We start from the raw sequence: 19,571 nt of genomic DNA on the forward strand, positions 1-19,571 counted from the left end.
TACTGTCTGTTTTTAATTTACAAAAAATGTTGACAAGTTATTTTATTGATGTTAAAATTTTAATTCGTGTCTCGGTTACAGCTAGTATAAAGTAAATAAATCTTATAAATGTAATACGAAAAGTTTGCGAAAGATCGGGTAGTCTTACCAACAACTTTTGTGAACAAACCCTATAAATTATAAGTGTAAGCTTTATAGGTATACTAGTGAATCAAGGAGCGGTCAGTGGAACCGTAATGATGAGAGAGAGGTAGGGCTTTCATCCAGTATATGTTACTTTCCCGTTAGGTGAATATAAAAAAGAGGACTCCTTTTCAAAAGGAGTCCTCTTTCTTTTTTTAAGTGCGAATTTCAACTTGTTGACAAATTTCATCCGTTGTTAAACCGTGAGCTGTAATGACTGATCCTTTAATTGATGCATCTGCAATGCCCATCACATTAGAATCTTGCCCAGTTACAATGCAACAATCACACCCTTGTGCATCCTGTTCTGAGTTAAGTGTAACAACTTCATGACCTTGTTGCTGAAGAGCTTGTTGAACGTCTGTTAATGAGTTTTCAACGCCAATTCTAGCCATAATTCTCACCTCCTACCATCTAATTGCTAGTATGCTCAAGTTCACTGCATATATTTATGAAAAGACGGTAGGAAGTAAATCTTTGTTTAGTCGTTATATACGCCAGTAAGCATTTGACTAACGAATTGATCGTTTAATGTATCTTGTGCAGAAGAAGTATTTGAATGGATGTCGATTGAAGCAATAAAATGATTATGTTCTTGCGTGTTTGGTTCTACCTCTACGTAATTATCGAATTTACAAAAACCTTTCGTGTCCATTAGATCAAATAATTGCAACATTTCTACTACCTCTTGTCTCGTTCCTTTAATTTGTACACATGCCATATTTATTTCCTCCTTCATTTTGACAAATTGTTTTTTAAAAATAGGATTATGATTACGAAATGAAAAATATGAATGTTATTTTTAGACAGCGCTATTTTTGTTATTTTCCCCCTTTTTCAGCAAAAGTCGTTATATATTCCCGGATTTATAAAATCGGACGTCCGTTTATTGAATACAATAGATTCGTATTAATTGATGAAAATCCTTCTTTTAAACAAATATTTTTTTAGTGAAAATTGGCGAAAAAAATTTTCGGACTTTTTGTAAACGTTAACAATGTTGTTAAATCAATATAATTGAAGATGTACGTACGATTAAAAATTATAAATTTTCTAAAAATTTACTTGATTTATTTAAAAAGGAGAGTAAACTAGGAAACAATAAAAAATTCATAGAACATAGGAGGCACTTCCAGTGAATGAGCAATGGATTTTCTTAAATGGAGAATTTGTTCCGAAAGATGAAGCAAAAGTTTCGGTATATGATCATGGCTATTTATATGGCGATGGAGTATTTGAAGGAATTAGAGTTTATAGCGGTAATGTTTTCCGTTTGAGAGAGCATCTTGTCCGGTTGTATGAATCAGCAAAATCAATCCTTTTAGAAATTCCATATTCATTAGATGAAGTAACGAATATTGTTGTTGAGACGATTCGACAAAATAAATTATCTAATGGATACATTCGCCTTGTTGTATCAAGAGGAGCAGGAAATCTTGGATTGGATCCCGATTCATGTAAGAAGCCGAATGTAGTAGTAATTGCAGAACAATTATCTTTATTCTCACAAGAATATTATGAGAAAGGGATTCCAGTTGTAACAGTTGCAACGCGCCGAAATCGTCCCGATGTTTTATCCCCTCAAGTAAAATCTTTAAATTACTTAAACAATATTTTAGTTCGTATTGAAGCGAAATTAGCTGGAGTACAAGAAGCACTTATGTTAAATGATCAAGGATATGTAGCTGAAGGATCAGGAGATAACGTGTTTATTGTTAAAGGAAATAAATTAATTACACCACCAAGTTCTGCTGGAGCGTTAGAAGGTATTACACGAAACGCCATTTTAGAAATCGGCGAAAAACTTGGATATGACGTAAGAGAAGAGTTATTTACAAGACATGATGTATATGTAGCTGATGAAGTGTTTTTAACAGGAACAGCTGCTGAAGTTATTGCTGTTACGACAGTAGATGGTAGAACGATTGGTTTAGGGCAAACGGGTCCACATACGAATCGTTTATTGGAAGAATTCCGAAAGTTAGTTATAGAAGATGGAGAGAAAATTTACGAAGAAAATAAAGTTGGATAACAACTTTTTATAACATAAGAAAGCGTTGAGAGGGAGGAGTAGTTGATTGTGAAGCCTCACAGAGAGTCGGTGGTTGCTGAAAACCGATGGTTCACGTCGACGAACATCGCCCTTGAGTGCTAAGCTGAAGCATTTGTCTAGGCTTAGACGGTAGCTCCGTTATTAGCTAGATCCATTTATGGGTCACTGAGGCAAGAGTATTCTTGCAAAGAAGGGTGGTACCGCGAAATCTTTCGTCCCTTCAGCACATAGCTGGAGTGTGGACGTAGGATTTTTTTTATTGATAAAGGTTTTCAAAAAGGGGGCTTATAAGAACAATGTCTTCAAAAACGGAAGAGAAACTGGCAACTGGTGCACAGCTATTGTTAGAAGCGCTAGAAAAGGAAGGAGTAGAAGTGATTTTCGGTTATCCTGGTGGTGCTGTTTTACCTCTCTATGATGCACTGTATGATTGTGAAATTCCTCATATTTTAACAAGGCATGAGCAAGGAGCAATTCACGCTGCTGAAGGGTATGCCAGAATTACTGGTAATCCAGGGGTTGTCATTGCAACGAGTGGTCCAGGTGCTACAAATGTGATTACTGGTCTAGCAGATGCGATGATTGATTCATTACCACTTGTTGTATTTACAGGGCAAGTAGCAACAACGTTAATTGGAAGTGATGCTTTCCAAGAAGCGGATATTATGGGGCTTACAATGCCGGTGACAAAACATAACTATCAAGTGCGAAAGGCTTCAGATTTACCTCGAATTATTAAAGAAGCATTTCATATTGCTAAAACAGGAAGACCAGGCCCAGTCGTGATCGATCTTCCGAAAGATATGGTAGTAGAGCAAGGAGAACGATGTAATAATGTGCAAATGGATTTACCAGGATACAACCCAAATTATGAACCGAATTTACTCCAAATAAACAAATTATTACAAGCAATTAGTGCTGCAAACAAGCCGTTAATTTTAGCTGGAGCAGGTGTATTGCATGCGAAAGCATCAAAAGAGTTAACAAGTTTTGCGCGTAAATATGAAATTCCTGTTGTGCATACATTACTTGGTCTTGGTGGCTTTCCGCCAGATGATGAACTTTTTCTAGGGATGGGGGGAATGCATGGTTCTTACACAGCCAATATGGCGTTATATGAATGCGACTTACTCATTAATGTAGGCGCGAGATTTGATGATCGGCTTACTGGAAATTTAGCTTATTTTGCTAAAGGAGCGACTGTCGCGCATATCGATATCGATCCAGCAGAAATCGGAAAAAATGTGCCGACTGAAATTCCTATTGTTGCAAGTGCTAAGCGGGCATTGGAAGTATTACTTCAACCAGAAGGAAGGAAAGGAAATCATCATGAATGGATCTCTTTATTAAAGAGTAGAAAAGAACAGTATCCATTCTCTTATAAACGAAACTCTGAAAGTATTAAACCTCAATACGCAATTGATATGCTATATGAAATCACGAAAGGAGAAGCGATTGTAACAACAGACGTTGGGCAACATCAAATGTGGGCAGCGCAATATTATCCGCTGAAAAATCCAGATAAATGGGTAACTTCTGGCGGATTGGGAACGATGGGATTCGGATTTCCAGCAGCAATTGGTGCGCAAATCGCAAAGCCTGAAGAACTAGTCATTGCAATTGTTGGTGACGCTGGGTTTCAAATGACTCTACAAGAATTAAGTGTATTAAAAGAACATTCTTTACCTGTTAAAGTATTTATTTTAAATAATGAAGCTTTAGGAATGGTAAGGCAATGGCAAGACGAATTTTATAATCAAAGATATTCACATTCCTTATTGTCGTGTCAACCAGATTTCGTCGCTCTTGCGAATGCGTATGGTATAAAAGCTGTTCGTATTGATGATCCACTTCTTGCAAAGAAGCAGTTGAAGCATGCGATTGAATTAAAAGAACCAGTCTTAATTGATTGCCGTGTACTTCAATCTGAGAAAGTTATGCCGATGGTTGCGCCCGGGAAAGGCGTTCACCAAATGGAAGGAGTGGAAAAAAGGTGAAGAGAATTGTTACAGCGACAGTTCGAAATCAAAGTGGTGTGTTAAACCGAATTACAGGGGTTATGACACGAAGACATTTTAATATTGAAAGTATTTCAGTAGGTCATACGGAATCATCAGATATATCGCGAATGACGATAGTTGTGCATGTGGAAAGTGAACAGCAAGTTGAGCAGTTAATTAAACAACTTCATAAGCAAATCGATGTTCTGAAAGTATCAGATATTACAGAAGAAGCGATGATTGCTAGAGAGCTTGCTCTTATTAAAGTAGCAACTTCTGTAGCAAGGGCGGAATTATATAGTTTAATTGAACCGTTTCGAGCCGCTGTAATAGATGTTGGGAAGGATTCCATAGTTGTGCAAGTAACAGGTACGCAAGATAAAGTGGAAGCGTTAATTGAATTACTTAGACCATACGGTTTGAAAGAAATTGCGAGAACAGGTGTAACAGCATTTACACGTAGTATGAAAAAACAAGATAAGCAAGTTATGTTAATTCAATAATCATTTAAATATAGGGGGAAATGAAAATGGCAAAAGTTTATTATGAGAAAGATGTAACAGTAAATGTATTAAAGGAAAAGAAAGTAGCAATCATCGGATATGGCTCGCAAGGTCATGCGCATGCGCAAAATTTACGTGATAACGGATTTGATGTAGTAGTAGGTTTAAGAAAAGGTAAGTCTTGGGATAAAGCGAATGAAGATGGATTTTCTGTATATACAGTAGCAGAAGCAGCGGAAAAAGCTGATGTAGTAATGATTCTACTGCCTGATGAATTACAACCAGAAGTATATAAAGCTGAAATTGAACCAAATTTACAAGCCGGAAATTCTCTCGTGTTCGCACATGGATTTAATGTTCACTTTGATCAAGTAAAACCACCAGCTAATGTAGATGTATTTCTAGTAGCGCCAAAAGGACCGGGGCATCTCGTACGCCGTACGTTCGCCGAGGGCGGGGCTGTTCCTGCACTATTTGCCGTATATCAAGATGCAACAGGAGTTGCGACTGAAAAAGCACTTTCTTATGCTGACGGAATTGGAGCAACGAGAGCTGGTGTATTAGAAACGACGTTTAAAGAAGAAACAGAAACAGATTTATTTGGAGAGCAAGCTGTACTCTGCGGCGGAGTGACTGCACTTGTAAAAGCAGGGTTTGAAACGTTAGTTGATGCGGGATACCAGCCTGAACTTGCATATTTTGAATGTTTACATGAACTGAAGCTAATCGTTGACCTTATGTATGAAGGTGGACTTGAAAATATGAGATATTCAGTTTCAGATACAGCGCAGTGGGGAGACTTCGTATCAGGACCACGCGTTGTTACTGAAGATACGAAGAAAGCGATGGGGGCAGTATTAGCAGAAATTCAAGATGGTACATTTGCAAGAGGCTGGATTGCAGAGCATAAAGCAGGAAGACCAAATTTCCACGCGACAAATGAGAAAGAGAATGAACATGAAATTGAAGTAGTTGGACGTAAATTACGTGAAATGATGCCTTTCGTACAGCCGCGAGTAAAGGTAGGGATTAAATAATATGAAGCAGATTTTGTTCATGGATACAACGCTTCGTGATGGCGAACAATCACCAGGAGTAAATTTAAATGAACAAGAGAAATTACAAATTGCTAGGCAATTAGAGAGGCTTGGTATTCATGTAATGGAAGCTGGATTCGCGGCAGCTTCCGAAGGTGACTTCCAATCAGTAAAACGCATCGCGAATACAATTCAAAATGCTACGGTTATGAGTTTAGCTAGAGCGAAAGAAAGTGACATTCGAAGAGCATATGAAGCAGTGAAAGGTGCTGTATCTCCTCGTCTACACGTATTTCTAGCTACGAGTGATATTCATATGAAATATAAACTTTGTATGTCAAAAGAAGACGTGTTAAATAGTATTCATCGTTCGGTTACGCTTGGAAAATCATTATTTCCGACAGTACAATTTTCTGCAGAAGATGCGACAAGAACATCGAGAGCATTTTTAGCTGAAGCAGTAGAAACTGCGATTCGCGCAGGAGCGAATGTAATTAATATTCCGGATACAGTTGGATATACGAATCCAGAAGAATATTATTCTCTTTTCAAATACTTACAAGAATCCGTTCCATCATATGAAAAAGCGATTTTTTCTTGTCACTGTCACGATGATCTTGGTATGGCAGTAGCAAATTCGTTAGCTGCGGTTGAAGGCGGAGCATTGCAAGTAGAAGGAACGATTAATGGCATTGGAGAAAGAGCAGGGAATGCAGCGTTAGAAGAAGTTGCGGTTGCTCTTCATATTAGAAAAGATTTTTATAAAGCAGAACCTTCTATGACTTTAAAAGAGATTAAGGCGACGAGTACATTAGTAAGCAGGTTAACGGGTATGGTTGTACCGAAAAATAAAGCAATCGTTGGAGCGAATGCATTTGCTCATGAATCAGGCATCCACCAAGATGGGGTTCTAAAAGAAGTAACAACTTATGAAATTATCGAACCAGCGCTTATAGGAGAATCTCAAAATCTCTTTGTACTTGGGAAACATTCTGGCCGTCATGCGTTTACGGAAAAAATGAAAGAGCTTGGTTATGAATTTACAAATGAAGAGCGAGATGCGGTATTCGAAGCGTTTAAAAAATTGGCTGATCGTAAAAAGGAAATTACTGAGGAAGATTTACGCGCACTTATGCTTGGTGAAGCAGCATTTGCAGCCCAGCAATATAACATTACGCAATTACAAGTGCATTTCGTATCAAATAGTACACAATGCGCAACAGTTGTGCTGAAGGATGAGGAAGGAAATGTATATGAAGATGCAGCCACTGGTTCTGGTAGTATTGAAGCGATATACAATGCGATTCAAAGAATTTTAGGACTAGAATGTGAATTGGCAGATTATCGCATACAATCTATTACACAAGGTCAAGATGCACTTGCTCACGTTCATGTTGAATTAAAAGAAGGTAGTCACCAAATATCAGGTTTCGGAGTTGCGCAAGACGTATTGGAAGCGTCGGCGAGAGCTTATGTCCATGCAGCAGGGAAATTAAAATCTCTTATAGCGCTTGTGAAATAAATATTTGATAGGTGAGAGAAGTTTTCCTCACCTATCAAATTAAAGTTCTGAAAATTCAGTTAAAAGGAGTGTTAAAAATGGAAAAACGTATCGTTTGTTTAGCTGGTGATGGTGTCGGTCCAGAAGTTATGGAAAGTGCGAAGGAAGTATTGCATATGGTAGAAAGGCTATATGGACATCATTTTCATTTGCAAGATGAGTACTTTGGTGGTGTTGCTATCGATTTAACTGGGCAACCATTACCACAGCGAACACTTGCCGCCTGTTTAGCGAGTGATGCGGTTTTACTTGGAGCAGTAGGTGGACCAAGGTGGGATAGTGCGAAAGAAAGGCCTGAGAAAGGATTATTAGCATTAAGAAAAGGACTCGGTGTATTTGCGAATGTTCGCCCTGTAACGGTAGAAAGTGCAACTGCACATTTATCACCATTAAAAAATGTGGATGAAATTGATTTCGTTGTCGTTCGTGAATTAACAGGCGGAATTTATTTTTCTTATCCGAAAGAGCGAACGGAAGAAGTGGCGACAGATACACTTACGTATCATCGCCATGAAATTGAACGTATCGTTTCGTATGCTTTTCAATTAGCGAATAAGCGGAAGAAAAAAGTAACATCTATTGATAAAGCGAATGTTTTAGAGTCTAGTAAACTATGGAGAACTGTGACAGAAGAAGTAGCACTTCGCTACCCAAATGTGGAAGTAGAACACATTTTAGTAGATGCAGCGGCTATGGAATTAATTCGAAATCCAGGAAGATTTGACGTTATTGTAACGGAAAATTTATTTGGTGATATTTTAAGTGATGAGGCTTCAGTATTAGCTGGATCATTAGGAATGCTTCCATCAGCAAGTCACGCTGAAAAGGGGCCTTCATTATACGAGCCTATTCACGGATCAGCGCCGGATATTGCGGGGAAAAATAAGGCGAATCCAATTGCGATGATGCGTTCTGTTGCAATGATGCTTGGGCAATCGTTCGGATTAACGAGGGAAGGATATGCAATTGAAGAAGCAGTTTCTGCAGTCCTTAAATCAGGAAAATGTACAGCAGATATCGGGGGGACTGAAACGACAATTTCATTTACAAAGGCAGTTATTCAAGAAATGGAAGAGCAAGCGTTAGTAGGGAGAGGAAAATAATGGGGAAAAGGTTACTAGATAAGCTTTGGGAAAGACATGTAGTTGCGACTAATGAAAATGGATTGGATTTATTATATATCGATCTACATCTTGTTCATGAAGTAACGTCACCGCAAGCCTTTGAAGGCTTGCGGCTTACAAATCGAAGAGTCCGCAGACCAGATTTAACATTTGCAACGATGGATCATAATATTCCAACGAAAGATGTTTGGAATATTACCGATCGTATTGCGAAGCAGCAACTAGATACACTTCGGGAAAATTGTAAACAATTTCAGGTGCCATTAGCGGATATCGGAGATGAAGAGCAAGGGATCGTTCATGTTATAGGACCAGAACTTGGACTCACACAGCCAGGAAAAACGATTGTTTGTGGTGATAGTCATACAGCAACACACGGTGCTTTTGGTGCACTAGCGTTTGGTATTGGTACGAGTGAAGTGGAACATGTATTGGCAACGCAAACGTTATGGCAACGAAAGCCGAAAGCGATGGGCATTGAGTTAAAAGGAAAGTTACCGCAAGGTGTTTATGCGAAAGATATTATTTTACATCTCCTTTCAAAGTACGGAGTAGCAGTTGGAACAGGTTACGTAATGGAGTTTTACGGAGAGACCATTCATGCTATGGATATGGAAGAGAGGATGACGCTTTGCAATATGGCAATTGAAGGGGGAGCAAAGGCTGGTATTATTGCACCAGATGAAAAAACGGTTGCTTACGTAAAAGGGCGTAAATATGCGCCGAAAGACTATGAATCTATTAAGAAAAAATGGTCAGAACTTTATACAGATTTAGATGCAGTTTATGATTTACATATTTCAGTAGATGTTACGGATTTAGCGCCGTACGTTACGTGGGGAACAAATCCTAGTATGGGTGTTCGGATTGATGAGAAATTGCCAGAAAAGTATGATGTAAATGACGAAAGAGCGTTTTCTTATATGGGATTGAGTCCCGGACAAAGTACGTATGACATTCCAGTTCAACATGTTTTCATTGGATCTTGTACAAATTCTAGGCTTTCTGACTTAGAAATTGCTGCATCTGTCGTGAAAGGTAAGAAAGTAAAAGAAGGTGTGCGAGCACTTGTTGTACCCGGATCTCAAAGGGTAAGAGAAGCAGCGATGCATAAAGGATTACATCGCATATTTGAAGAAGCTGGATTTGAATGGAGAGAGCCCGGATGCTCAATGTGTCTAGGTATGAATCCAGATCAAGTGCCTGAAGGAGAACATTGTGCCTCTACGTCAAATCGCAATTTTGAAGGAAGACAAGGAAAGGGAGCACGAACGCATTTAGTTAGCCCGGCAATGGCGGCTGCGGCTGCGTTATATGGTCATTTTGTTGATATTAGAAAGGAGAGTTATGATGGAGCCATTTCGTATTCATAAAGGTACTGCCGCAGTACTGATGAATGATAACATTGATACAGATCAAATTATTCCGAAGCAATATTTAAAGAGAATTGAAAGAACTGGGTTTGGGAAGTTTTTATTTGATGAGTGGCGATATGATAATAATCGCCAAGAAAACCCTAATTTTCCTCTTAATGCACAAGAAAGAAAAGGAGCCAGCATATTAATTACAGGTGATAATTTTGGATGTGGCTCGTCAAGAGAACATGCTCCATGGGCGCTTGCTGATTATGGTTTCCGCGTTATTATCGCTGGAGGATTTGCCGATATCTTTTATATGAATTGTATGAAGAATGGCATGTTACCGATTGTAATGGATAAAGATATGCGTGAACAACTTGCTAAAACAGATGCGAGGGAACAAATCACAGTTGATTTAGAAAATGAAGTAATTACAACGAATACGCATAGATTCCATTTTACAATCGAGAAAATGTGGAAAGAGAAGTTATTAAATGGTTTAGATGAAATTAGTATTACAATGCAATATGAACAAGAAATAAAAGAGTATGAAAGAAAAGTGGCTTTATATTAAAAAAGTGACGGAATATTAAAAATGTATTTACATTCAAAATTAACTGTTATATACTATGTGAAAATCAGAGGAGAAAGGGAGTAAGTATTATGAATATCGTGCGATCTATTACAATGCTTACACAACTACATCATCATACATGAAACCCTTGAACCTAGCGTGAAAACGTGTAGGTACAAGGGGTATTCCCGTTGTACCTACACTCTATTGAAGAGCCTTGTAGGTATTTTGTCTACAAGGCTCTTTTTATTTTCGGCTTAGGTGAATGAAATCGGCATACATTAGAAGGGGAAAGGTGTGAAAATTTAGATGACAAAATGGAAGCGGGCAAACCCGAATGGAACGAGAGATTATTTATTCGAAGAATGTACATTAATTGAAGAAGTGGAGCAAAAATTAAGGCTTACTTTTTTAGAGAGAGGTTATGAGGAAATAAGAACACCTACAATTGAATTTTATGATGTTTTTGCATTTCAAAATAGACCGATAGATGAAGAGAAGATGTATAAATTTTTTGATGAAAAGGGAAGGATTATCGTTTTACGTCCAGATATGACAATTCCTTTAGCGAGAGTTATTGGAACACAGAGATGGGATACGCCACTTAAAGTGACGTATAGCGGGAATGTATTTCGAGCAAATGAATCCCATTCTGGAAAATATAATGAAATCGTACAAAGTGGTATTGAAGTTATCGGGATTGATAATGTAAGAGCTGAAATTGAATGCGTAATAAGTGTCATTCAAGCACTTCAAAAGTTGAATGTGCAATCTTTTACAATTGAGATTGGGCAAGTACAGTTATATAAATGTATTGTAAAAAAGCTCTCCATCCATGATGAAGAAGAAAGGGTACTTAGAACGTATATAGAAAGTAAAAATTATGCTGCCCTCTCAAATTTCATCGGAGAAAAGAAATTAGATCGATGCGATGAGACAGTAAGATTACTTGAGAAATTACCGAGGCTATTTGGAAATTTAGAAGTTATTGAGGAAGCAGAAAAGCTTGCTTCAAGTAATGAAATGAAAATGGCAATTGCAAGAGTAAAAGAAATGTATGAAACAATGGAAACGTTAGGATATGGTTCTTACATATCAATTGATTTAGGCATGATTCAACACTTAGATTACTATACGGGTGTTATTTTCAAAGGATATATATATGAAATTGGAGAAGAAATCGTTAGTGGCGGAAGATATGATGAGCTAATTGGGAATTTTGGAGAAACGCTGCCGGCTGTTGGACTCGCGGTGCAAGTAAATCAAATTGTGAAGGCGCTACAAGAGCAGCAAGAACCATATGAACGAAATCAAATTGATATTGTGATTCATTATGAGTTAAATAGATTAGCAGAAGCAGAAAGGTTACGAAATTTACTTCGAAAGGACGGGAAAAATGCCTGGTTATCTCTATTCTCTAATTTAAGCGATACCTTTCAATTTGCAAGAAAAAATAAAATAGGAACGGTCGTTGAGGCAAAGAATGAATACTTAGTGGAATATGTGTGGAATGAGAAATGGGTAGTCCAGAAAGAAGGAGAGACTTCATGCGTAACATTCAAATTGCGTTAACGAAAGGAAGATTAGAAAAACATGTAATTCCACTCTTTGAGCAGATTGGAATTGATTGTTCGGAACTCAAAAATAAAGGTCGGAAGCTTGTATTTCAAAGTAAAAATACAAATGTTTCATTTATTTTAGTAAAAGCGGTTGATGTTGCTACTTATGTAGAACATGGGGTAGCTGATATTGGGATCGTTGGAAAAGATATTTTAATGGAAAACGAGAAAGATATTTATGAAATGCTGGATTTAGGAGTAGGGATTTGTAAGTTTTGTGTTGCTTCTATTCCTACGTATAATCCGAAAAGTTACCGGAAGAAAAGAATTGCTACGAAATACCCACATATTACTTCTACTTATTTTCATGATAAGGGAGAGGACGTAGAAATTATTAAAATAGAAGGTTCTGTAGAAATCGCTCCTCTTCTTGGATTGGCAGATGCAATTGTAGATATTGTTGAAACAGGAAAAACATTACAAGAGAATGGACTTATTGTATTTGAGGAAATGCACTCTATATCGGCTCGGATGATTGTAAATAAGGCGGCCTTAAAAACTAAAAAAGACGAAATATTCAGTATTGTAAATATGATGGAGCAAGAAATCTTATCAGGGAAATAGGAGGACTTAAAATGGAAATCATTTATGAAGACTTTAAGGAGGCATTATCTAAAATAAAAGTGCTAAGAGAAAACGCTAATATAATAGAAGAAACTGTTCAAAGAAGTGTAAGAGAAATCATTAGAAATGTAAGGGAAGGGAAAGATGAGGCTTTATCTTTCTATACAAAAAAGTTTGATGGTGTAGAGATGAAAGATTTTTGTGTAAGTGAAGAAGAAATACAGCAAGCGAGTATGCTTGTAGAGAATTCATTTTTAGAAGCTTTAAAAGAGGCGAAGAAAAACATTGTTTCGTATCACGAAAAGCAAAAGAAGTACTCAATATTCGATTGTGAAAGTAAAGGCATAATTAGAGGACAGCTCATTCGGCCATTAGAAAATATAGGTGTATATGTACCGGGTGGGACAGCCTCATATCCTTCTTCAGTATTAATGAATGTATTGCCGGCGAAACTCGCAGGTGTGAAAAAGATTGTAATGGTAACACCGCCGAGGAAAGAAGGAATTGATCCTCATATATTAGCTGCTGCAAATCTTGCGGGGGTAGATGAAATTTATACGATAGGTGGCGCGCAAGCAATTGCGGCTTTAGCATACGGGACGGAATCGATTCCGAAAGTGGATAAAATAGTTGGACCGGGAAATTTGTACGTCGCTCTAGCGAAACGAGAAGTATACGGAATAGTAAATATCGATATGATTGCTGGTCCATCAGAAATTGTAGTTGTCGCGGATGAAACAGGTAATGCAAAATATATCGCAGCGGATTTATTATCGCAAGCAGAGCATGATGAGAGAGCAACGGCAATTTGTATTACAACGAATATGGAACTAGCTAAAGAAGTAGAAAAAGAGGTAGAAAGACAGTTAGAAATGTTACCAAGAAGTGAAATTGCACGTGAATCAATAAATAGAAATGGAGCCATCTTTATCGTTCCTTCTTTAGAGGAGGCACTAAAGTTATCAAATGAAATTGCTCCAGAACATTTAGAGTTACATATAAAAGAACCGATGAATGCTCTAGATTATGTGAAACATGCAGGCTCTATTTTCCTTGGGCCATATGCACCTGAACCGCTCGGGGATTATTTGGCGGGACCGAATCATGTATTACCAACGAGCGGAACGGCAAGATTTTTTTCTCCGTTATCAGTCGATGATTTCGTGAAAAAATCAAGTTTTATTTCTTATACGGAGGAAGCATTAAAAAATGTACAGCATCATATTGTAGAGCTTGCAAATAAAGAAGGGTTACATGCACATGCGAGAGCAATCCAAATAAGGTTAGAGGAGGAAAAATAATGCGTCAGTCCAGTCAAGTACGTCAGACGACAGAAACAAAAATTAAATTAAGTTTGCAGCTTGATGAAAGTACGAATGTATCTATTCAAACGGGGATTGGTTTTTTCGATCATATGCTGACTTTATTTGCTAGACATGGAAGATTTGGATTGCAAGTTGAGGCAGAAGGTGATGTATTTGTCGATGCACATCACACCGTTGAAGATGTTGGAATTGTACTCGGAAATTGCTTGAAAGAAGCATTGCAAAATAAAGAGAGAATTAATCGTTACGGTTCAGCGTATGTACCGATGGATGAATCTTTAGGATTTGTCGCAATTGATATAAGTGGACGCTCATATTGTGTATTTCAAGGGGAATTAACAAATCCGAAGCTCGGGGATTTTGATACAGAATTGACGGAAGAATTTTTTAGAGCAGTTGCACATGCTGCCAATATTACATTACATGCGCGCGTTCTATATGGAAGTAATACACATCACAAAATTGAAGCATTATTTAAAGCTTTTGGTAGAGCGCTTAGAGAAGCGGTCGAAAAAAATGCCAACATTACTGGTGTAAATTCAACGAAAGGGATGTTGTAATTGATTGCCATTATAGATTATGGAATGGGGAATATTCGTAGTGTAGAGCAAGCATTAAAATATATTGGGGCAGAGCACATTGTAACGAGTGATAAAGAAGAGATATTGAGAAGCGATGGCGTGATTTTACCGGGAGTAGGTGCATTTCCGAAAGCGATGGAAGTATTAGAAGAAAGAGATTTAGTGTGTGTACTAAAAGAAGTTTGTGATATAGGAAAACCACTCCTCGGTATATGTTTGGGCATGCAGCTTTTATTTGAACGAAGTGAGGAACTAAAAGGTTGTAGTGGGTTAGGTTTACTACCAGGGGAAATTCGTAAGTTAAAAGTTTCGTATAAAATTCCTCATATGGGATGGAATGAATTAAGGAAGGAAAGAGAATTTCCGCTTTGGAATGGATTAGTAGATGGTTCTTTCGTGTATTATGTTCATTCATATTACGCGGATTGTCCAGATGAAATTGTATGCGGAGTAAGTGATTATGGAATGCAAGTACCAGGGTTTGTAGCGAAAGGAAATGTATTTGGTGCACAGTTTCATCCAGAAAAAAGTGGTGAAATTGGCATGCAAATATTAAAAAATTTTCAAGGGGTGGTAGAAGCATGGAAATCTTCCCGGCTATCGATTTAAAGGAAGGGCGATGCGTTAGACTTTATCAAGGAGAGTTTAGTAAAGAAACGGTGATGAATGAAGATCCGGTAGCGCAGGCGATCATATTTGAAAAGCTTGGAGCGGAAATACTACACATTGTTGATTTAGACGGTGCAATTGCTGGCGAGTCGCTAAATTTTCTCGTCATTGAAAAAATCTGCAAGGCGGTACGTATTCCTGTGCAAGTGGGAGGAGGAATTCGTTCACTTAAAGCGGTGGAGAAGTTATTGTCAGTAGGTGTAGAAAAAGTGATTTTAGGAACAGCGGCTCTTTATGATAAGTCATTTTTAGAGGGAGCAGTTCATCTATATAAAGAGAAAATCATTGTTGGAATTGATGCGAAAAATGGTTTCGTAGCAACGAGAGGTTGGCTTGATTTGTCTGAAATTTCTTATATTAGTTTAGCGAAACAAATGGAAAGTTTAGGTGTTCAAACGATTGTGTTTACAGACATTTCGAAAGACGGGACGCTTGCAGGGCCAAATTTTGAACAATTGACGTTACTTCAAAAAAGTGTGGGCATTCGTCTCATTGCCTCTGGAGGAGTGGCATCTATTCAAGATGTGAAAAAGTTAAATGATATGAATATATATGGTGTCATAATTGGAAAGGCGCTTTACGAGAAAAAGATTGATTTAGAAGAAGTATTACAGGTAACAAAGTTATGTTAGCGAAACGAATTATTCCATGTCTAGATGTGAAAGAAGGGCGAGTCGTAAAGGGTGTAAATTTTATAGGATTACAAGATGTCGGTGATCCGGTTGAAATAGCTGAAGCATATAACGAGGCAGGGGCAGATGAAATCGTATTTTTAGATATTACGGCGACCCATGAAGGAAGAAAAACGATTATAGATGTTGTAGAAAAAACAGCAGCAAAAGTATTTATTCCTCTTACGGTTGGCGGGGGGATTTCAAGTGTGAAAGATATGTACAATTTACTAAGAGCTGGAGCAGACAAAGTTTCAATAAACTCAGCGGCAGTGCGAAACCCGAAGCTAATCGAAGAAGGGGCAGAACACTTTGGATCACAATGTATTGTCGTCGCAATTGACGCTAGAAAAGTAGCGGAAGATAAATGGAACGTATACGTCAACGGTGGAAGAGTTGACACAGAAATGGATGCTATAGAATGGGCGAAGCGTGTTGTTAAGCTCGGGGCGGGTGAAATTTTGTTAACGAGTATGGATGCAGATGGAACGAAAAGTGGATATGATCTTCGTTTAACAGAAGAGATTTCAAAAAGTGTTTCCATTCCAGTCATCGCATCAGGGGGCTGTGGTCATACGGATCACATTATAGAAGTTTTTCAAAAGACAACGGTTGATGCAGCGTTAGCGGCATCCATATTTCATTATGGTGAGGCGACAGTGCAGAGTGTAAAGCGAAAATTAAGAGATGCAAATGTTGAGGTGCGGTTATGAAACCTAATTTTTCAAAAGGATTAATACCAGCAATTGTCATCGAAGAAGGTACGAAAGAAGTTTTAATGCTAGCTTATATGAATGAAGACGCATATGAAAAAACGTTAGAGACGAAAAGAACATGGTTTTATTCTCGTTCGAGGCAGTCGTTATGGAATAAGGGAGAAACATCAGGGAATGTTCAATATGTGCAATCTCTATACTTAGATTGTGATCAAGATTCAATTGTTGTGAATGTGAAACAAGTAGGGCCTGCTTGTCATACGGGGGAGAAGACATGCTTTCACTATCAAATTATATAGGGGGGATACATATGGAAAATGCCTTTAAGTTGCTGTATAAAACAATTGAAGAACGAAAGGAAAGCCCACTTCCTGAATCGTATACAAATTATTTATTTTCAAAAGGAGAAGATAAAATTTTAAAGAAAATTGGTGAAGAGTGCGCTGAAGTAATTATCGCATGTAAAAATAATGATAAAGAAGAAGTAGTGAAAGAAATGGTTGATGTATTTTATCACTGTTTCGTTTTATTGGCTGAAAAAAATATTGCATTGGAAGATGTCATGCGAGAGGTGAAAGAACGAAATGGAAAGCTTTCGAGAGTTGGGGATAGAAGGGAAATAGATACATTATAAGGGGGAATGTATATGAAAGTAGATTATCATCTTCACTTAGAAGAAGGACCGTATTCAATAAGATGGCTTGCTAAAATAAATGAAGCGTTGGAATGTTATGAACCGCTTCAAGAAAGGCATTCTATTGATTGGCTTATGAAAACACAAGAGCGTTTGCAAAAGCGTGTGAAGGAAGGGCCATTTACAAAAGAATGGATGGATCTCTATTTAGAAGAAGCTGTGCGAAAAGGAATAAAAGAAGTGGGAATTGTTGATCATCTATATCGTTTTCATGAAGCGAAAGGATATTATGAAAAATATGTAGATATTAGTGATTCTAAGCTTGGTCGTATACAGAAGGAATGGTTAGATCAAGTAAGGGTAGTTTCACTGTATGATTTTACAAAGGCAATTGAAGAAGCGAAAGAACGATGGAGTAAAAGAGGTGTCACACTTAAACTTGGAATTGAAGCGGATTATTTTCTTGATTGTGAAGGAGAGTTAAAAGAATTATTAGCGCTAGGAGACTTTGATTATGTAATTGGTTCCGTTCATTTTCTAAATGGCTGGGGATTTGATAATCCGGATACGAAAGAATATTTTGAGGTGCATGACCTACGCACATTATACGATACGTTTTTTAAAACAGTTGAGAGTGCGATTCATACAGAGTTATTTGATATTATCGCTCATCTTGATAATATAAAAGTATTTAATTATCGATTGGATGAGAATGAACAGCTTTCTTATTATAAGGAAATTGCCTGTGCGTTAGTAGAAACGAATACGGCAACAGAAATAAATGCAGGACTGTACTATCGTTACCCTGTTCGTGAGATGTGCCCAAGTCCACTATATTTACAAGTATTAGCTAAGTATGGTGTTCCAATTACGATTTCTTCGGATGCCCATTATCCAAATGATTTAGGGAATTATGTACAAGAAAATGTACAAACATTACGAGCTCACGGTGTTACTCAGGTCGCAACATTTACGAAGCGAGCAAGAGTAATGAGGTTGCTTGAAGAAGAAGTAACAAATTTAAAATGAAACGCGATTTTTTGATGAAAACCGTCCTTTTTGTTCAAAATAAGAAAGAATGAAAAGGAGGGTAAGAAATGGCGAAACAACAAAATAAACAAAATGTACAAGTTGCACAGCAACAAGCTTATACGTCTGAAACGAATGCTGCATCTCAATCGGTTATTGAGGAGCAAATTAGCGATACGGTTGCAGAAGGAACTATTGATGTGAAGCTCGGAAAAGAATCGCAGGAAAAAGCGTAAGAAGAGGGGAGAGTTGTATCTCCTCTTTTTTTATGGAAAAGTGTCGATTTTCAAAACTATAATCAAATTCCTTGGTTTTTATATATGGATTTCTTACAATGAAATATAAGAGATATCTTATTTTCTATAGAAGAGGTGTTAGTAGTGGCAAAAATATTAGTAGCGGGAAAAATTCCAGAAATTGGATTAGAACTATTAAAAGATCATGATGTAGAAATGTACGATAAAGAGGAGTTAATTTCTATAGATGAATTAACAGAGCGTGTAAAAGATAAAGATGCATTGTTAAGTTTACTTTCAACAAAGGTGCCAAAAGAAGTTATTGATGCAGCGCCTCATTTAAAGATTGTTGCAAACTATGGTGCTGGTTACGACAATATTGATTACACGTATGCTGGGGAAAAAGGAATTGCAGTAACGAATACACCGAAAGTATCAACGGAAGCGACTGCAGAATTAACATTTGCACTTCTTTTAGCAGCGGCGCGTAGAATTCCTGAAGGGGATACGTTATGTCGTACGACTGGATTTAACGGATGGGCACCGTTATTTTTCTTAGGACGAGAAGTCCACGGTAAGACAATTGGAATTATTGGTCTTGGAGAAATCGGGAAGGCTGTTGCAAAACGTGCGAGAGCATTTGGAATGGGTGTTTTATATACAGGGCCAAATCGTAAGCTTGAAGCTGAAAGTGAACTGGGAGCAACGTATGTGACGTTGGAAGAATTATTACAAACAGCAGATTTTATTACAATTAACTGTGCTTATAATCCAAAATTACATCATATGATTGATGAAGAGCAGTTTAAAATGATGAAGAAAACAGCGTATATTGTAAATGCTTCACGTGGACCAATTATGAATGAAGCGGCACTTGCTCATGCATTAAAAACGAATGAAATTGAAGGGGCAGCTCTTGATGTGTTTGAATTTGAACCGAAAATTACAGAAGAGCTAAAAGAATTAAAGAATGTAGTGCTTGCTCCACACGTAGGGAATGCAACGTTTGAAACTCGTGATGCGATGGCTGAAATGGCTGTCAGAAATATTTTAGCTGTATTAAACGGCGAAGAGCCAGTAACACCTGTAAATCAAAAGGTATTAGTCACAAAATAAAAAGAAACCTTCCGGACT

Annotated in this window: 22 protein-coding genes and 1 other annotated feature; of the genes, 20 read left to right on the forward strand and 2 right to left on the reverse strand. The window is 37.6% G+C overall.

The window, feature by feature from the left end:
• Window positions 1-338: 338 nt before the first annotated feature.
• On the reverse strand, window positions 339-578 hold the full coding sequence (locus ACLBXA_RS15210; protein WP_000101016.1) for a YkuS family protein: 240 nt from the start codon (window positions 576-578) through the stop codon (window positions 339-341).
• An 86-nt stretch (window positions 579-664) separates the two neighbouring features.
• The gene (locus tag ACLBXA_RS15215) at window positions 665-904 is read right to left on the reverse strand and encodes a DUF3911 family protein (protein WP_000752514.1); all 240 of its coding nucleotides are present in this window, start codon (window positions 902-904) and stop codon (window positions 665-667) included.
• Window positions 905-1,318: 414 nt separating this feature from the next.
• On the opposite strand from ACLBXA_RS15215, the gene ilvE reads away from it, so the two are divergent.
• The 20 genes from ilvE (at window position 1,319) to ACLBXA_RS15315 (ending at window position 19,553) form a co-directional block, all read left to right on the forward strand.
• The gene (gene ilvE / locus ACLBXA_RS15220) at window positions 1,319-2,215 is read left to right on the forward strand and encodes a branched-chain-amino-acid transaminase (protein ID WP_447617306.1); all 897 of its coding nucleotides are present in this window, start codon (window positions 1,319-1,321) and stop codon (window positions 2,213-2,215) included.
• 16 nt (window positions 2,216-2,231) lie between these two features.
• Window positions 2,232-2,459: a binding site (T-box leader), on the forward strand.
• Window positions 2,460-2,532: 73 nt separating this feature from the next.
• The gene (gene ilvB / locus ACLBXA_RS15225; RefSeq protein WP_218226366.1) at window positions 2,533-4,233 is read left to right on the forward strand and encodes an acetolactate synthase large subunit; all 1,701 of its coding nucleotides are present in this window, start codon (window positions 2,533-2,535) and stop codon (window positions 4,231-4,233) included.
• Complete coding sequence (gene ilvN / locus ACLBXA_RS15230; protein WP_000822952.1) at window positions 4,230-4,739, forward strand: acetolactate synthase small subunit; 510 nt, start codon at window positions 4,230-4,232, stop codon at window positions 4,737-4,739. Before ilvB ends, ilvN begins: the two co-directional genes overlap by 4 nt.
• Window positions 4,740-4,765: 26 nt before the next feature.
• Window positions 4,766-5,776 carry a ketol-acid reductoisomerase gene (gene ilvC, locus ACLBXA_RS15235; RefSeq protein WP_001151745.1) on the forward strand — a complete coding sequence of 337 codons (1,011 nt, stop codon included), beginning with the start codon at window positions 4,766-4,768 and terminating at the stop codon, window positions 5,774-5,776.
• Window position 5,777: 1 nt separating this feature from the next.
• Window positions 5,778-7,298, forward strand: coding sequence for a 2-isopropylmalate synthase (leuA, locus tag ACLBXA_RS15240; RefSeq protein WP_000809594.1), 1,521 nt, complete (start codon window positions 5,778-5,780; stop codon window positions 7,296-7,298).
• A gap of 77 nt (window positions 7,299-7,375) precedes the next feature.
• Window positions 7,376-8,440: a 3-isopropylmalate dehydrogenase gene (leuB, locus tag ACLBXA_RS15245; protein ID WP_000415389.1), complete on the forward strand. Its 1,065-nt coding sequence runs from the start codon at window positions 7,376-7,378 to the stop codon at window positions 8,438-8,440.
• The gene (gene leuC / locus ACLBXA_RS15250; RefSeq protein WP_097826496.1) at window positions 8,440-9,834 is read left to right on the forward strand and encodes a 3-isopropylmalate dehydratase large subunit; all 1,395 of its coding nucleotides are present in this window, start codon (window positions 8,440-8,442) and stop codon (window positions 9,832-9,834) included. The genes leuB and leuC overlap by 1 nt, the downstream gene beginning before the upstream one ends.
• Window positions 9,812-10,393, forward strand: a complete 582-nt coding sequence (gene leuD, locus ACLBXA_RS15255; protein ID WP_000433191.1) for a 3-isopropylmalate dehydratase small subunit — start codon at window positions 9,812-9,814, stop codon at window positions 10,391-10,393. The genes leuC and leuD overlap by 23 nt, the downstream gene beginning before the upstream one ends.
• 309 nt (window positions 10,394-10,702) lie before the next feature.
• Window positions 10,703-11,965: an ATP phosphoribosyltransferase regulatory subunit gene (locus ACLBXA_RS15260; protein WP_000170302.1), complete on the forward strand. Its 1,263-nt coding sequence runs from the start codon at window positions 10,703-10,705 to the stop codon at window positions 11,963-11,965.
• Window positions 11,941-12,576, forward strand: a complete 636-nt coding sequence (hisG, locus tag ACLBXA_RS15265) for an ATP phosphoribosyltransferase (RefSeq protein ID WP_001244492.1) — start codon at window positions 11,941-11,943, stop codon at window positions 12,574-12,576. The genes ACLBXA_RS15260 and hisG overlap by 25 nt, the downstream gene beginning before the upstream one ends.
• An 11-nt stretch (window positions 12,577-12,587) precedes the next feature.
• Window positions 12,588-13,877 (forward strand): histidinol dehydrogenase, encoded by a 1,290-nt coding sequence (gene hisD / locus ACLBXA_RS15270; protein WP_000402916.1) that lies wholly within the window; start codon window positions 12,588-12,590, stop codon window positions 13,875-13,877.
• A complete protein-coding gene (gene hisB / locus ACLBXA_RS15275) occupies window positions 13,877-14,461 on the forward strand; it encodes an imidazoleglycerol-phosphate dehydratase HisB (RefSeq protein ID WP_001249962.1) in 585 nt (194 codons plus the stop codon). The genes hisD and hisB overlap by 1 nt, the downstream gene beginning before the upstream one ends.
• A complete protein-coding gene (gene hisH, locus ACLBXA_RS15280) occupies window positions 14,462-15,091 on the forward strand; it encodes an imidazole glycerol phosphate synthase subunit HisH (protein ID WP_000560346.1) in 630 nt (209 codons plus the stop codon).
• On the forward strand, window positions 15,064-15,783 hold the full coding sequence (gene hisA / locus ACLBXA_RS15285) for a 1-(5-phosphoribosyl)-5-[(5-phosphoribosylamino)methylideneamino]imidazole-4-carboxamide isomerase (RefSeq protein WP_242297439.1): 720 nt from the start codon (window positions 15,064-15,066) through the stop codon (window positions 15,781-15,783). The genes hisH and hisA overlap by 28 nt, the downstream gene beginning before the upstream one ends.
• Entirely contained in the window at window positions 15,777-16,535 is a 759-nt protein-coding gene (gene hisF, locus ACLBXA_RS15290; protein ID WP_000880105.1) for an imidazoleglycerol phosphate synthase cyclase subunit, read from the forward strand. The genes hisA and hisF overlap by 7 nt, the downstream gene beginning before the upstream one ends.
• Window positions 16,532-16,837 (forward strand): phosphoribosyl-AMP cyclohydrolase, encoded by a 306-nt coding sequence (gene hisI / locus ACLBXA_RS15295; protein ID WP_000803959.1) that lies wholly within the window; start codon window positions 16,532-16,534, stop codon window positions 16,835-16,837. The genes hisF and hisI overlap by 4 nt, the downstream gene beginning before the upstream one ends.
• Before the next feature lie 11 nt (window positions 16,838-16,848).
• Window positions 16,849-17,172, forward strand: a complete 324-nt coding sequence (gene hisE / locus ACLBXA_RS15300; RefSeq protein ID WP_000426355.1) for a phosphoribosyl-ATP diphosphatase — start codon at window positions 16,849-16,851, stop codon at window positions 17,170-17,172.
• Window positions 17,173-17,184: 12 nt separating this feature from the next.
• Window positions 17,185-18,201, forward strand: a complete 1,017-nt coding sequence (locus tag ACLBXA_RS15305) for a histidinol phosphate phosphatase domain-containing protein (protein WP_000861857.1) — start codon at window positions 17,185-17,187, stop codon at window positions 18,199-18,201.
• Window positions 18,202-18,269: 68 nt separating this feature from the next.
• Window positions 18,270-18,437: a DUF4025 domain-containing protein gene (locus ACLBXA_RS15310; RefSeq protein ID WP_001118893.1), complete on the forward strand. Its 168-nt coding sequence runs from the start codon at window positions 18,270-18,272 to the stop codon at window positions 18,435-18,437.
• 144 nt (window positions 18,438-18,581) lie between these two features.
• Window positions 18,582-19,553 carry an NAD(P)-dependent oxidoreductase gene (locus ACLBXA_RS15315; RefSeq protein ID WP_001062837.1) on the forward strand — a complete coding sequence of 324 codons (972 nt, stop codon included), beginning with the start codon at window positions 18,582-18,584 and terminating at the stop codon, window positions 19,551-19,553.
• Window positions 19,554-19,571 lie beyond the last annotated feature (18 nt).

This window comes from Bacillus sp. D48C, assembly GCF_053345735.1.

Excerpts from the sequence above, each read along its gene's own strand:
- ACLBXA_RS15210 (WP_000101016.1), bottom strand. The coding sequence starts at position 578 with ATGGCTAGAATTGGCGTTGAAAACTCATTAACAGACGTTCAACAAGCT.
- ACLBXA_RS15215 (WP_000752514.1), bottom strand. The coding sequence starts at position 904 with ATGGCATGTGTACAAATTAAAGGAACGAGACAAGAGGTAGTAGAAATG.
- ilvB (WP_218226366.1), top strand. The coding sequence starts at position 2,533 with ATGTCTTCAAAAACGGAAGAGAAACTGGCAACTGGTGCACAGCTATTG.
- ilvC (WP_001151745.1), top strand. The coding sequence starts at position 4,766 with ATGGCAAAAGTTTATTATGAGAAAGATGTAACAGTAAATGTATTAAAG.
- leuA (WP_000809594.1), top strand. The coding sequence starts at position 5,778 with ATGAAGCAGATTTTGTTCATGGATACAACGCTTCGTGATGGCGAACAA.
- leuB (WP_000415389.1), top strand. The coding sequence starts at position 7,376 with ATGGAAAAACGTATCGTTTGTTTAGCTGGTGATGGTGTCGGTCCAGAA.
- leuC (WP_097826496.1), top strand. The coding sequence starts at position 8,440 with ATGGGGAAAAGGTTACTAGATAAGCTTTGGGAAAGACATGTAGTTGCG.
- leuD (WP_000433191.1), top strand. The coding sequence starts at position 9,812 with ATGGAGCCATTTCGTATTCATAAAGGTACTGCCGCAGTACTGATGAAT.
- ACLBXA_RS15260 (WP_000170302.1), top strand. The coding sequence starts at position 10,703 with ATGACAAAATGGAAGCGGGCAAACCCGAATGGAACGAGAGATTATTTA.
- hisG (WP_001244492.1), top strand. The coding sequence starts at position 11,941 with ATGCGTAACATTCAAATTGCGTTAACGAAAGGAAGATTAGAAAAACAT.
- hisD (WP_000402916.1), top strand. The coding sequence starts at position 12,588 with ATGGAAATCATTTATGAAGACTTTAAGGAGGCATTATCTAAAATAAAA.
- hisB (WP_001249962.1), top strand. The coding sequence starts at position 13,877 with ATGCGTCAGTCCAGTCAAGTACGTCAGACGACAGAAACAAAAATTAAA.
- hisA (WP_242297439.1), top strand. The coding sequence starts at position 15,064 with ATGGAAATCTTCCCGGCTATCGATTTAAAGGAAGGGCGATGCGTTAGA.
- hisF (WP_000880105.1), top strand. The coding sequence starts at position 15,777 with ATGTTAGCGAAACGAATTATTCCATGTCTAGATGTGAAAGAAGGGCGA.
- hisI (WP_000803959.1), top strand. The coding sequence starts at position 16,532 with ATGAAACCTAATTTTTCAAAAGGATTAATACCAGCAATTGTCATCGAA.
- hisE (WP_000426355.1), top strand. The coding sequence starts at position 16,849 with ATGGAAAATGCCTTTAAGTTGCTGTATAAAACAATTGAAGAACGAAAG.
- ACLBXA_RS15305 (WP_000861857.1), top strand. The coding sequence starts at position 17,185 with ATGAAAGTAGATTATCATCTTCACTTAGAAGAAGGACCGTATTCAATA.
- ACLBXA_RS15310 (WP_001118893.1), top strand. The coding sequence starts at position 18,270 with ATGGCGAAACAACAAAATAAACAAAATGTACAAGTTGCACAGCAACAA.